The sequence below is a fragment of the Pseudomonas bharatica CSV86 genome, assembly GCF_000319305.2.
In the GTDB taxonomy this organism is placed as follows: domain Bacteria; phylum Pseudomonadota; class Gammaproteobacteria; order Pseudomonadales; family Pseudomonadaceae; genus Aquipseudomonas; species Aquipseudomonas bharatica.
This window is the reverse complement of record NZ_AMWJ02000001.1, coordinates 2,245,458-2,257,352: the sequence shown is the minus strand read 5'-3', so window position 1 is coordinate 2,257,352 and position 11,895 is coordinate 2,245,458. Positions and strand designations below refer to the sequence as shown.

Here is an 11,895-nt window from a genome sequence, read left to right as displayed (position 1 = left end):
CGGGCGGCGGTTGGTTATGCCCCAGCGGGCGGTTGGTCCGCGACTCCGCGGTAAGTGAAGCTGGCCGGGACCGTGTAAGTCGCCGACTCGGGTATGGTGGGGCCCTGGTCAATTGGCTCGGTGACCAAGCCCTCGAAACCGTTGCGGCTGAGCACCGAATCCACGCGGAAGAGGCTCGAAAGCTCGTCCACCAGAGCCTCAGCGGTTTCCAGAGGTTGGCCCGCCGGGCAGACGATGCTCACCTGGTAGACGCCGGTGTACTCGTAGGCTTCGCCGCCAAGGTAGCGGCAGGTGGTTGCCCCTGGCAGTTGATAGGCCTGCAGGTAGGTTTCACCTGGCAAGGCAGAAAATTCTTGCTCGAAGTTCGCGACCCGGATCGGGCGCGCAGTCGCCCAGGCCATGAGCTTGATCTCGATGGCCTGGCGCGCTCGTGCATGGCTCATACGCTGTTGTTCCTGGTGGCTTCGTCGACGATGCGCTGGAAGTTGGCTAGGGTGACCCGGACCATGCCGGCTGGCGCCTGCGTTGAATGTCCGTACTCGAGCGGAATGGCGTACGGCAGATTGTTCACGATGTAAGCGGTTTGGCCGATGGTCAGGGCCTGCACTCGGGTGATGAGCGCGGTAATGGCCTCGCTACCCGACGGGTCTATTCGGTCGAGCTCCTCAGTAGCCGGCGAATCGATGGAGAACTGCCAGTTACCCCGGAAGCGGCCACCGACGTATCCCTTGCCCGCTACCAGGCCATTGGTGGCGAAGTTCTGCTCGCGCTCGGTCTTGGTGAGGGGCTTGGCGTACTTCACGCCTTTGCGCAGATTGCCGGCCTTGGTGAAGTTGTCCTGGTTCAGATTGATCAGGGTGTTGCGTACCGCGACCTTGAAGTCGTAGTCATCGGCAGCCCTGTTGGCCTTGGCCCGGTGGGCCACGTTGGCCGCCCACAGCTCCGGGTTGCCGACCGGCGACATGCGGATCACGCTGCTGCCGATCTCGATCACAATCTCGCGGAAGGTGGCGTCCAGGGCTTGCTCCGCCTGCTCGGCGAATGCCCGTATTGCTTCGGCGAAGCCACCCTGCTGCCCGCCGTACCGCTGGGCCATGTGTGAGCCGCGCGCCATGTCACCTCCTCAGCTGAATGGTCCAGGTCGCCTGGGCTGGGTCCTCTGAAACATTGAGCACGCGATAGCCGCCCACCTGGTCGCCAATCTTGGGCGCTGCCGGGACATCACTGACAGCGCCGGCCTGCCCCTCGAATAGTTCGCTCTGGAGTACCAACAGCTTCACATCCTCGGTCTGGATGCGGGTACCGTCGATCTCCTTGGCCAGATAGCTGCCGAACACGCCGCGGCCGTTGTAATAGGTGGTCGAGGCCGGGACGGTGCCGCCGATCTCGGGGTCGTATCCGCCCTTTACAGCACGGCTCCCTACAACCGGCTTCACCGCATCGGCCAGGCCATCTGGATCGTCGAACGCTTCCGCCAACTCGGTCTGGAGTTCTTCGCGCATGCCCATGGGTCAGATCCTCTTGAGCATTACGGTCCCCGAGCGCCGGATCCAGGGAGCGATGAGGTCGAGGGCGAAGTTCTCGCCAGCGGAGCGATCTACAGATCCAGCGACGTAGGTCTTGCTGGTCGAGGTGCCAGCCTGGGCCGACACCGTCTTGCTCTGCACCTCGCGCTGGGTGTCCTTGTAGAGCTTGCCGGCCGCAGCCAGCTTGGCCACCTGTGCGCCGGCAGTCACGATGGCATCCGGCACTTGGTCTGGCACCGGTCGCTTGATCTTGGCCGTGAGCCAGGCATTTGCCATGGCAACGGCGAGGACCGCATCACCGTTGCCTGCCCAACCCTGCCCGAGCGCCTGGTCGACGTCAGCGGTGGTGATGAAGTCGGTCATGGCTTATTCCTTCGACGGGATGAGGGCCTGGAGATCGGGCTTATTGAGGGCTGGGTCGAAGGTGATGCCCTGGGCCGTCAACCACTCCTTCAGCTCCGGCACCTTCATCTTGTGAGGGTCGGTCTCGTCGCCGCCCTCTTCCCCGATCGCCTTGTCGATCTCGGCCTGGCTGCTGACTGGGGCGTAGCCGTTCGGCGGGTAGTTCGACGCTTTGTAGCCCTGCTCCACCCACTGGGCGATAGTCGGGCCATCTAGGCGCAGACCTTCCTCGATCTCGCTCACGCTGATGCCCTGGCGTTGGTACGCCTCGCCGATGTGGGGAGCATCGCCCTGCACGGACACCGAGGTAGCGCCGTCGATCACGCCGAAGAACTGGTCCAGGCGGCGATAACAGGTGCCGCGCTCGATGCCCGGGGTGTTGGTGTAGATGACTTTCATGCTGATCTCCTGCGCAGGGCGCCAGGCCGGCGCCCCGCATCATGGGGTCAAGGGGTGGCGGTGCCGCTGATGACGGCAGCGAACGGAACCTGCTTGCGGTCGAAGACGCGCTTCCAGTTCGCTGCGGCGGCGTACTGGACTGCAGTCGGGCTCAAGTTGCGGTTCTCGCTGCCCTGCCAGCTGAAGCCAGCCGGCTGAAGGATGAAGGTCTTGCGCTCCCACAGGACCTCGGCGCCGCCGCCGTTGCCGCCGCCAGGCTTGCGCTCCAGCTCGACTGGCTTGGTCGGATCGCCCTCGCCATAACCGAAGGCTCCCTGGCCGAAGAACAGCGACAGATACTGGCCCGGCGCGTAGGTCAGGGCGTCATCCATGAACACTGGTTTGCCCAGGTAAGTGGCCAGGATGATCTTGCCCTGCGAGTCGCGCAGGTACTCGATCATGTCCTGCTTGACCATCTGGTTCATGACCACCGAGTGCACACCGATAGCGGCGAACATGTCGGCGGCGTCGCCGGCGGTGAAGGCGGCGTCCTGGAAGGCATTGGCGCTGATCGAGGCGCCCGAGTCCTTGACCATGTCGCCTCCGTTCTGGGCGATGTTGGCCGCGATGATGCCCCGGCCGGCGCCCATCAGGTAGCGCTGCCACTGACGAGTCCAGTAAGTACCGAAGCGGTTGCGGATGTGCTGCATCGGCTCGGCGTTGGCCAACTCGGCAGCCAGATCGGAGACACCGTAGCCCTTGTTGAGGTACAGGGTGCGGGCACGCATGCTGCCCTGCTCGGCCTTGCCTACCGCGCCCTGGTCATCAGGGTCGTCGTTGGAAATGTTTGGCGCCTCGTCGGCGTCGAGATCTTGCCAGTAGCTGATCTCGGAGGTGCCCTGGCCGTTCTTGGCGATGTCGTCCAAGGTGGCCGAGCGGGTGATGATGCCCGACTCGAAGACGGCGGTCTTCTCAGGGGAGTTCACCGGCTCCAGGGTGCCGTAGTAGTCGGAAACGAAAATGTCCGACAGTTGGGTGGTTGCCATGGGTTAGGTTCCTCGGGTGGCTTGGAGTTTTTTGAATGCTTCGGGGTTGTCACGAGCCATCGCAGCGCGTTCGGTCTCGGTGTACTCACCCCATTTCTTCGTGGCCTTGCCACCGTTGTCGCCGGTCTGCCCGGCACCCTGAGCCCTTGGCCACAGGTGGGTAGCGGTTTCGCGCAGCGATTCCGCCCATTCCAGAGGAGACAGTGGGGTTTTGCCGTCCTTCCCGTACACGACTTCGCCGGCACGGTCGGTGGCAACGGGCTCGCCGTCTTCGCTCAATTTGAAGGTGCCGCGGGCGCGGAGGATGATGTCCTCGGCAGCCTCGGGCAGCGCACCGGCCTTGATGGCAGCAGCGCGGATGGAGTCGGCCAACACCTTGTCGCTGTACTTGGCAGCAAAGGCTTCGGCCTTGTCCGCACGTTCGTTGGCGGCCTTGACCTGTTTGTCCAGGTCGGTGCGCAGGCGCTCGGTGCGGCGGTTGATTACCTCGTCCAGCTTGCCCTCGGCGATCAGCTTGGTCTCTTCGTCCTGACCGGCTTTGGCCAGCAGGCCTTTGACCGCTTCGATGTCCAAGCCGTCGAACTGGCCTTTCAGCTTGTCCAGTTCGGCCTTGATGGTCTTGTTGGAGCCGATCAGCTCGGTGTTTTTGGACTTGAGGCCCGAGACCTCGCCGTCCAAGTATTTCTGGACCTCGCTACCAAGGACTGCCTTGAGAGCGGCGGCTTGGGTTTCGTCGAGAGTCAGACCGTGGGCGGATGGGTCAAAGTCGAATGGCATGTGGCTATCCCCTGGGGACTGGTTGGCCCGCCTCGCGGGCATAAAAAAACCCGACACTTGGCCGGGTTCAAATTGAGGTTTAACGCTTGGGTATTCGCTCGCAGTCGGGGACTAGCTGGTTCACCCGCTTGAGCATCGACATGAGCCCACCATGCAGCCCAGTCTTGGTCGCTTTCCGACGAGACAAATGCTCTTTAACCAGAAGCCCGGGCCCGTTGTAGATCTCTTCGAATGTGCCGTCACGATTCATTCGAATGCCTAGGTAGTAGTCAGGAACATGATGTACTGGAAACGTGAGGCTTGTTCCGAACGTTGTTTTGATCTGCACATTGCGTCCATCATCAGTAACCGCATCGTGGTGCTTGGTTAGCCCTTCATTCAGAGTCAAGCAGTAAGCCAGACTCGCCACGACCTCCCCGATGTCTCCGACCAGGCGTCCATCAGGAGTGAATGGCTTGCCCGGATAGGCCTCTTGAAGCATTGCGACTGCGGTGAAAAGCCCATTCAAGGCCTCTTCAATCTTCGACTGGATGGCTCGGTCCATGCTAGCTCCTTAAGTGGAGCTGAGATGCTAACTCAGATTCCCGCCCTCTCGAACGCCAACGGCTCCAGCTCCTTGAGCTGATCCAGCGTCAGCGGCTTGAAGTTCTTGTCCAACTGCAGCGAGGCGAACCGCTCCGCAGTAAGCCCGCCATCGCGGAACAGCTTTGCGCGCACCGGTCCCAGCGCAGCGTCCTGGAACGCCGGTGGCTGCGTTTTCAGCCATTGGTAGTAGCTGAGGCTGGCGGAGACCTGCGCGCCGCCAGATGCGCCCACAGATGCGCGCGTGGCGCCCTTCGCGAATGCTGCTGAAAGCTTGGTGATGGGCGTGATGGTCGTGCGGCAGTTGATGTGAAAAGGCGGCACCGGCCCCTTCCCTATCTCGAACTCACGCCCGTCCAGGCTCTTGCACTGCTGGCTGGTCTTCCGGTCGAGGGTGGCCACGATGCGGTAGCCCGGAACGAGTTCGGCGTTAGCGGCGAGCGTCTCCATGCGTGCCGTCGCGGACACGTGCTGCACGGCGGTGTGCACAACCGACCTGGCGTTGCGGTTACTGACCGCCAGCACGCCATCGGTGAAGTTCTGCGCAGCAGTACCCCGAATGGCCTGGGTGATCTCTGCGTTGGTCTGACCCTGCACCACGCCAAGGCGGATGGCGTTGGTCACCCGGGTAGACTCAGTGCGCGTCCAGCCGCTCAGGAAGGGCTTCAGCAGCGTACCGCCGTCGATCCCTGCCACCTGAAGGGGCTGCGTATTGATCGCGGCCCGGATCAGCGAGTCGGTCGGCATGATGGCATTGATGAGCAGTGCCTTGGACAGGCTCCGGCTTTCGAAAGCGGCCAGGTATAGCGCGATGTCCACCAAGTCTGCCTGCATGCGATCGCCAAACGCTTGGTAGATGCCCAGCAGCTTGCCGCCTACACGGCCCAAAAATTCTTCAAGGCGCGTCCGGCTGTATGTCGTCAGTTCCCGGCGCGTAAGCTGGTCACGCACTTGTGTGTCCACCAGGCGCAGGACCGTCTCGAACTTCTTGACCTCACCCGCTTTAAGCCGCTCCAGCAGCACCGCGTGCCGACTGACCTGTTCCAGCAGCATCTCGTCCGCCGTTTGCGTCGGTTTCGTCGCCATCGTCTTTGTCCAGGTTGATGCCGGCCGACTCACGTTCTTCGCTTATCAGTCCGGCCTCTTCGTCGTAGGCCCGCTCGGGCAGCTTGCCGGTGGTGAGGTACTGCCAGTAGGTCTCGGCGCTGATCGTGCCGGCCATGACGCTCTTCTGCAGCTCAGCCAGCACCTGGGCGTTGGCCTCTGGGATTACGAACTCGGGCTTGACCGTGAAGACGACATCATCCGGGTTGTAGCCAGTCCACTCAGCCGCGTAGCGCAGTGCTTGCTCGATGGCGGCCGCCGCGGTGATGACGATGCTGTGCAGCGTGGCGTGCTGGTCGTTCTGGCGCGTCTTGCGGGCCTCGCCCGATTCCGTGCCGGACACGTCCATGACCTTGGCGCCTGCCTCTAGGGCCGCGTTCTTCTGGTCTTCCATCGCAGTGCGGACGGCCTGGATGCCAGCGCCCTGGAACTCCAGATAACCGCACGCCCCCTTAGGCCCCAGATCCCAGGCTGCCGATGGTCCGGTTACGCTGAGTTCCACGCTCTCGTCCAGGCCGGACACCCACGGCTGCGGGTGGCTGGTCTGGTGCAGTGCGGTGAAGTAGTCGGCGCTGAGCTGGTACGACTTCAGCGCGGCCCGGGCCATGGTCAGCAGCGGGATCTCGTCCACGTCCGGGGAGTTGTCGGTGGATCCGCAGTAGATGACCGGGATGTAATCCAGGGCGCGCACCAAGTTGTTGCTGCCGTCGACAGTGCCCAGTGGGCGGTCGTCCTCGATCAGCTCGCCGGCCTCGTTGCGCACGCCAGTACGGCAGACCGAGCCGTCCATGTAGAACTCGCGATAGACCGTCTCGCATTCGTGGCTGTATCGATCCTGCTCCTTCCGCCTGAACTCGCGGAACACCGACAGCACCAGGTCCTGACGACCACCTTGGTCGGCGGTGTCCCAGTTGATAGCGTTGCGCACTGCGTAGGTGGCGAAGTACGGCTGGCCCGCGTCATCGATGTTGACCACCAGCGGCACCCGGCCATGGGAAATGGCTTGGCGCACGATCCGCAAGAACAACTGGGTCAGGCCGAATCCATCAGCCGTGGCGTTATCCTCCAGGCTTTTGAGGCCGGCGGGCAGCTTCACCTCGGGGATTAGACGAGAAACCAAACCCATCATCGAGCGCAGGGAATCCCGCACCCAGTGTTCGTACTGGGCCCTGGCGGTGTAGTTCAGGTACAAGTAGGCATTGCCCGCGCCGTCCAGCTTCTCGGCCTCGGTCATTCCGCTCGGTTTTGGCAGATTTCGCGGATTGCGCTTGATCGCGCCCTCGCCTTCCAAGGCGTCGTCCATCATCCGCCACTCGTCGATGTGAGCGTCGTAGTCTGGGTTGGTGGATTGAACAGGCATTACGCCAAACCTCCGATGCGGCGGGTGCCGGCGGACTGAGTCTTGATCGGGAACCGCTTGGCGATGAAATAGCCTGCGGCGTCGTTCATGTGGTCGTGCCCCTTCTTCGGGTCTTTGTCCGGCTCACCCTTGTCGGTGTAGGTCTGCCGCTCCAGGCATTGGGTCAGCTGCGGGCATTGGTCGATGTTGACCTTCAGGCGCCTCTCCCCGTAGGTGTTGAGGAACATGGAGTTGACCGCGTTGATCCGGTCTTTCACGCCGGGGTTCTGTGAGTCGACCACGACGGTGAAGCCGGCCTTCTTGAGCAGGGACAGGTCCGATTCGCTGGCGTTCTTGCTGCTGGTGTTCTGGCCGCTGGCGTCGGGGTACACGGAAACGCTGTGGCCGGAGAAGCGAACCTTGATCTTCTCGATCATCTCCGGGGTATCACGCACCGAATGGAACTCGTCCAACGCCAGCGGCAAGCCGTCGCGAACCACGTACACGACCGCGGCCATCTTCATGACGTTGAAGTCCATGCCGATGTGCACGGCCTCTCCCGGCTTGATGCGCTCGCTGGTGCGGCACTCGGCACGGTCGAAGGTGTAGTAGACCACCCCTGCGTAGTTCTCGAACCCTGCCTCGTATTCCTGGCGGAACGTGCGCGGGTCCATCTTGCGGCGAGCCGCGTCCAACTCTTCAGCCGGGACGTTGCCGCCCTGCAGCGAGGTGTACTGCCAGCTCTTGTGGTCTGGCTCACCACCTGGCTGGCCGTCGCGATAGGTGTCGTAGCAGTGGTTGAAGCCCTTCGGAGTGCCGATCCGCAGCGCATGTCCGCCCTTCCTCGACTCCCCGGTCTGGGGGATCGTGTACTGGCAGGTGGAGAGCATTGGCCTGAGCACTTCTTCCCAAGCCGCCCACGGGCAGTCCGCCCATTCATCCACCAGGACGAAGAACAAACCGGAACCCCGCAGGTTGTCGTAGTTGTCGAGACCGACCACACGCATGATATGGCCGGACTTGAGGGTGATCGAACATTCGGTCTCGTTCGGCCGGGTGGCGCGCCATGCTTCGGGGATGGCCTGCTTCAGCCGACGCCAAAAGACCCGTTTGGCCTGCTTGAACGTCGGCGCGCCGTACCAGATCTCGTCCTCGATGCTGACGCCCCACTCCGCCGCCAGCCGGGCCGCGCGGCGCATCTCCGCCTTGCCGAGGAAGGTCTTGCCGAATCGCCGCCCACACACCGCATCGCGGAAGCGCGCCTCAGGCTGAAAGCCCCAGACGTAGATGTTCGCCTGCTTCGGCGTCAACTTTACCGGCGGGTCATAGGTACGGGGTAGTCGGGACACCTTCGTCTGGCTCCAGCTTGTACTCAGCAACTGCGTGCTGCTGGTCCGCCTGGGAGCCCAGGGGCTTGTCGGGTTCGATCTTGCGGTTGACGTACATGTCGCCGCATTCCTTGGCGGCCTGCTCCAGCAGTTGGGCAGTCAGCGCCATATTCCTCATGCTCTCGGCCTTCTCAGCCATCCGACCCAAGGCACGCAATCTAAATGCACGATTGGCGATTGGGATCTCCGCCGTCTCCTCCCGGAAGCGCTTGCGAGTGTCCTCGAACAAGGTCCGCCACTTAGCTGCCAGGTTGGCTCCGGCGCGCTTGGTCGGGTCGTGTTGCTCCACCTGCTGGCGGGTCACATCGATGTCAAACTCTTGCTTTACAGCTTGTGAGACCTGGGTGGGCGTGTCGAAGCACGCTAAAGCCTGAACGATGAAGGCTTTCACATCGCTTTTCAGGGCTGCCATAGATTGGGTTCCGTCTCATGCCTGTCTCACATCAGGCCGACTTGAGCAGACAGGTTCCGCAGGCCCTCGAAATGTTGATCTTGGCCACCTCGGGCGGCCGGCTTGCAGCGTCGATCAGCTGCTGTACGTCATGGCTGGCACCGTAGCGCCTCACCACGCCAACGAATTCCTCGACGTCGTGGCCACGCAGGTAGAGCTTGGGCAGCCCGTCGCGGGTGAACTTGGGTGCGCCGAACTCATCAGTCGCTTGAGCGATGTGATAGAGCTCGTGTTCGACGAGGGCGCAGAACTCAGCGTCGGTGCACTGTGCGCAGTAGTCGGCGGCCAGGGTGATTAGGTAGTCGGGCTCCTCACCGAACCATTGCCGCATCTGCTGCTCTTGCCGGGCCTTCTGCCAGCCACCGGCGCGGAACATGAGCTGCTCGGCCTGCCCAAGGACAATTCTCCCCTGCTTCGCGAACCCGTTGGACGCCCACAGCACGCCGATGTTGGCGTCAATCAGGTGGGCATGCTCCGGGTTATGGATGCTGCCTGTGTCCGCAAGGATCTCGGCTTCCGCCCACTCCCAAACCTCAGGCGCCGGGCGTAGAGTCAGCCACAGCGATTCCAGCAAATCGGCCGGCGGCATCGGTCTACTCATAAGTCACGCTCAGCTTGATAACGGGGCAGGTTGACGCTATTGATGGCAATCCACTCATGAGCAAGGAGCCCAAGATGAACGAGCGCTACGCCGCAAAGAAAGTAATTACCGCAAGTGTGCAGGGGAACAGTGGCGGCCAAAACACCGGCACCAGCTCCACCTTTCATTGGGAGGTACAGGAAAGGTCTACAGGGCACAAAGTCGAAGGCCCCTTCGTGGGCCAGGCAGAAGCAGAGAATGCTTGCCTAAGGTTGAACTATCCTCGCCCTTGATCCTGAAGTGCCGCACACCTGCGGCACACCTACCTTGCCCCAGGAGAGCATATGGATTTTGACCGAGACGAGGCTGTAGCAATCAAAGCTGAACTGCAGCGATGGCATGACGAAGCTCGAAGTCTTATCAACGACGCTTCCGACAAGTCAAGGCTGTCCGGAACTAGCATCGACTCTCTCAAGTCAAGGTTTGTAACACTGAAAGCCGAGATTAAGGAGGCTGCAAAACACGAGACGCTTTCCCGGCGCAAGGCTGAGAAAACAGATCTCGAACGATGCTACTTTGGTCCCGCAGTCAGAAGCACCTCGGCGAACTTCCGCATGCGGACAGATACAAGTCCACACAGTGAGCTTTGGTCGAGAGGGCTTTTCGAAGTGGAGATGGAGCTTTTGTACAAGCTGCACAGTATCGAGAAACTGCTTAGCGACCACTCTTAGGTGCGCGCCACAAAACGGAGCAACTCTGTTTTGTGGCGCGGCTACGGACTTACCCGATTGAGGGCCTCATCAGCCTTGTCGGCGGCCTGGGTGGCGGTGGTCGCGGCTTTCGACGCCTTGGTTGCTGCGCTCTCGGCCTTCCGGGTCAACTCATCCAGGCGCTGGTCGCGCTCTGTTATAGCTGCATCGTAGGCAGCACGGATCTCGGCTACCTGGTGGGCCTGGGTACTGGCCATGGCCCAGTAGGCCGACTGCCAGCCGAGAACTGCACCACCTGCGATCAGCAACGCAGCAATCACCCACACCTCAGCCCGGCGCCACCAGCGGCGAGCAATGAATTCAATTGCGCACTTGTCCATCAGGCTGTGCCTCCAAGCTGGGAGCGAAGCCGGGAGATTTCGGCGCTCTGGGTGGTCACCTTCTCGGTGAGCTGGCCCACCTGGCTGGTGAGAGCTTCGATCTTCCCCTCCATCCGCCCTACGGCTGCTGCAAGCTCGTTGCGCTCCTTAGCGAACTGGTCGGCGCGAGCCTCGGCCAACTTGCGGGCCTCGCGCTCGGAGTCGAGCAGTTCATTCAGCCGGCGGACCGTGCCGATGTCGGCATTGTCCATGGCGCGGTCTGTGGCGTCCTTGGAAAGGAACTTGCGCAGCCACAGAAAGCCGCCCAGCAATACGGTGCCCGTTCCGCCCAGCCAGGTGGCTGTGCCTGGGCCGAGGTCGGTCGGGTCCATCCAAGATCTCCAGAAATGAAAAAGCCCGCACAAGGCGGGCAAGGGGAGCTACGCAGAAAATGTTAAATCTGGTGACTGTAGAAGAGCGAGTACGACTCGATACCGTCGTTGGGCTGCTTTATGCCAGCGTTGGAATAGTGAATGGCTCGGATGCCCACCTTCTGGGTCTCCCCGATCTTCAGGCCTGCACCGATCCGGTCTTCGAAGTTGAACCCAGAACCGAACTCCTGATCGCCTGCTGATGTGCCGGAGAACACCGCCACACCGACGCCCGCTTCAACGAATGGTTTCACGTTGCCGCTGCCGAATTCATAAACAAAGACCGGGGAGAAGGACAGCGAATGCGCACCACCAGAAGCATCGCCTGCTTCCCAGTAGGTGTAACCTGCATCCCAGTAGCCAGTTAGGCGCCCGGTGCTCGACTCGAGCCAGGTTTTATCCCAGTTGAAGCCAAGGCCTATGCGGGCAGTGATGCCACCTTGGCCAGTTGCGCCGATGGCGCCAGAGAGTTCGGCCGCGCCAGCTGAGGCGGCAAAGAGGCTGAAAATCGCCGCAGCGATAAAAGTTTTCATGATCACGGTCTTCCATGGTTGTTTGTTAGCAAACTATCAGAAGCAAAGTGAGATCAAAACGTTCAGCACCTTTCAACCACTTTTTTGGCGCCTATGCCGCGAGGTTTGGCTGTTATAGCGATCAGCGGCGAAGATGCTTGAAATAGCCGTGGTAGACAACCGCATGCGCTTTCCTACGGGCAACAAAAAACCCGACACGATGGCCGGGTTATGTGTGCCACTCCTCAACACGCGCAGGAATGACAGGATGGTGATAATTTCGCTCAATCGCTCACCGGTGTCAACAGCC

18 protein-coding genes are annotated in these 11,895 nt (G+C 61.7%); 2 read left to right on the top strand and 16 right to left on the bottom strand.

Going from position 1 to position 11,895, the window contains the following annotated elements; genetic code table 11:
* Positions 1-14: 14 nt before the first annotated feature.
* The 13 genes from CSV86_RS10090 to CSV86_RS10030 all read right to left on the bottom strand — a co-directional run bounded on the left by CSV86_RS10090 (position 15) and on the right by CSV86_RS10030 (position 9,582).
* Positions 15-443, bottom strand: coding sequence for a phage tail terminator-like protein (locus tag CSV86_RS10090; protein WP_009403959.1), 429 nt, complete (start codon positions 441-443; stop codon positions 15-17).
* Positions 440-1,114, bottom strand: coding sequence for a hypothetical protein (locus CSV86_RS10085; RefSeq protein WP_009403957.1), 675 nt, complete (start codon positions 1,112-1,114; stop codon positions 440-442). Before CSV86_RS10085 ends, CSV86_RS10090 begins: the two co-directional genes overlap by 4 nt.
* A gap of 1 nt (position 1,115) precedes the next feature.
* Entirely contained in the window at positions 1,116-1,508 is a 393-nt protein-coding gene (locus CSV86_RS10080) for a hypothetical protein (RefSeq protein WP_009403952.1), read from the bottom strand.
* Positions 1,509-1,511: 3 nt separating this feature from the next.
* The gene (locus CSV86_RS10075; protein WP_009403950.1) at positions 1,512-1,889 is read right to left on the bottom strand and encodes a hypothetical protein; all 378 of its coding nucleotides are present in this window, start codon (positions 1,887-1,889) and stop codon (positions 1,512-1,514) included.
* 3 nt (positions 1,890-1,892) lie between these two features.
* On the bottom strand, positions 1,893-2,327 hold the full coding sequence (locus tag CSV86_RS10070) for a hypothetical protein (protein ID WP_009403948.1): 435 nt from the start codon (positions 2,325-2,327) through the stop codon (positions 1,893-1,895).
* 47 nt (positions 2,328-2,374) lie between these two features.
* Positions 2,375-3,352 carry a major capsid protein gene (locus CSV86_RS10065; protein WP_009403946.1) on the bottom strand — a complete coding sequence of 326 codons (978 nt, stop codon included), beginning with the start codon at positions 3,350-3,352 and terminating at the stop codon, positions 2,375-2,377.
* A 3-nt stretch (positions 3,353-3,355) separates the two neighbouring features.
* Positions 3,356-4,129: a hypothetical protein gene (locus tag CSV86_RS10060; protein ID WP_009403945.1), complete on the bottom strand. Its 774-nt coding sequence runs from the start codon at positions 4,127-4,129 to the stop codon at positions 3,356-3,358.
* 79 nt (positions 4,130-4,208) lie between these two features.
* Positions 4,209-4,673 (bottom strand): DUF6998 domain-containing protein, encoded by a 465-nt coding sequence (locus tag CSV86_RS10055; protein WP_009403944.1) that lies wholly within the window; start codon positions 4,671-4,673, stop codon positions 4,209-4,211.
* 32 nt (positions 4,674-4,705) lie between these two features.
* On the bottom strand, positions 4,706-5,764 hold the full coding sequence (locus CSV86_RS10050) for a phage head morphogenesis protein (RefSeq protein ID WP_009403943.1): 1,059 nt from the start codon (positions 5,762-5,764) through the stop codon (positions 4,706-4,708).
* On the bottom strand, positions 5,715-7,175 hold the full coding sequence (locus CSV86_RS10045; protein WP_170394552.1) for a DUF4055 domain-containing protein: 1,461 nt from the start codon (positions 7,173-7,175) through the stop codon (positions 5,715-5,717). The genes CSV86_RS10050 and CSV86_RS10045 overlap by 50 nt, the downstream gene beginning before the upstream one ends.
* Positions 7,175-8,503 carry a phage terminase large subunit family protein gene (locus CSV86_RS10040; protein ID WP_009397128.1) on the bottom strand — a complete coding sequence of 443 codons (1,329 nt, stop codon included), beginning with the start codon at positions 8,501-8,503 and terminating at the stop codon, positions 7,175-7,177. Before CSV86_RS10040 ends, CSV86_RS10045 begins: the two co-directional genes overlap by 1 nt.
* Positions 8,478-8,954, bottom strand: coding sequence for a DUF2280 domain-containing protein (locus CSV86_RS10035; RefSeq protein ID WP_009397127.1), 477 nt, complete (start codon positions 8,952-8,954; stop codon positions 8,478-8,480). Before CSV86_RS10035 ends, CSV86_RS10040 begins: the two co-directional genes overlap by 26 nt.
* 31 nt (positions 8,955-8,985) lie before the next feature.
* Positions 8,986-9,582, bottom strand: a complete 597-nt coding sequence (locus tag CSV86_RS10030) for a putative metallopeptidase (protein WP_009397126.1) — start codon at positions 9,580-9,582, stop codon at positions 8,986-8,988.
* A gap of 86 nt (positions 9,583-9,668) precedes the next feature.
* Between CSV86_RS10030 and CSV86_RS10025 the strand changes: the two genes are divergently transcribed.
* Positions 9,669-9,866 carry a hypothetical protein gene (locus CSV86_RS10025; RefSeq protein ID WP_009397125.1) on the top strand — a complete coding sequence of 66 codons (198 nt, stop codon included), beginning with the start codon at positions 9,669-9,671 and terminating at the stop codon, positions 9,864-9,866.
* A gap of 51 nt (positions 9,867-9,917) precedes the next feature.
* Positions 9,918-10,304, top strand: coding sequence for a hypothetical protein (locus CSV86_RS10020; RefSeq protein WP_009397124.1), 387 nt, complete (start codon positions 9,918-9,920; stop codon positions 10,302-10,304).
* A gap of 41 nt (positions 10,305-10,345) precedes the next feature.
* Here CSV86_RS10020 and CSV86_RS10015 read toward each other — a convergent pair whose 3' ends face one another.
* From CSV86_RS10015 to CSV86_RS10005, 3 genes are all read right to left on the bottom strand, one after another.
* The gene (locus CSV86_RS10015) at positions 10,346-10,663 is read right to left on the bottom strand and encodes a hypothetical protein (RefSeq protein ID WP_009397123.1); all 318 of its coding nucleotides are present in this window, start codon (positions 10,661-10,663) and stop codon (positions 10,346-10,348) included.
* A complete protein-coding gene (locus CSV86_RS10010) occupies positions 10,663-11,034 on the bottom strand; it encodes a hypothetical protein (protein ID WP_009397122.1) in 372 nt (123 codons plus the stop codon). The genes CSV86_RS10015 and CSV86_RS10010 overlap by 1 nt, the downstream gene beginning before the upstream one ends.
* 62 nt (positions 11,035-11,096) lie before the next feature.
* Positions 11,097-11,606 carry an acyloxyacyl hydrolase gene (locus CSV86_RS10005; protein ID WP_170394549.1) on the bottom strand — a complete coding sequence of 170 codons (510 nt, stop codon included), beginning with the start codon at positions 11,604-11,606 and terminating at the stop codon, positions 11,097-11,099.
* Between the last annotated feature and the right edge of the window lie 289 nt (positions 11,607-11,895).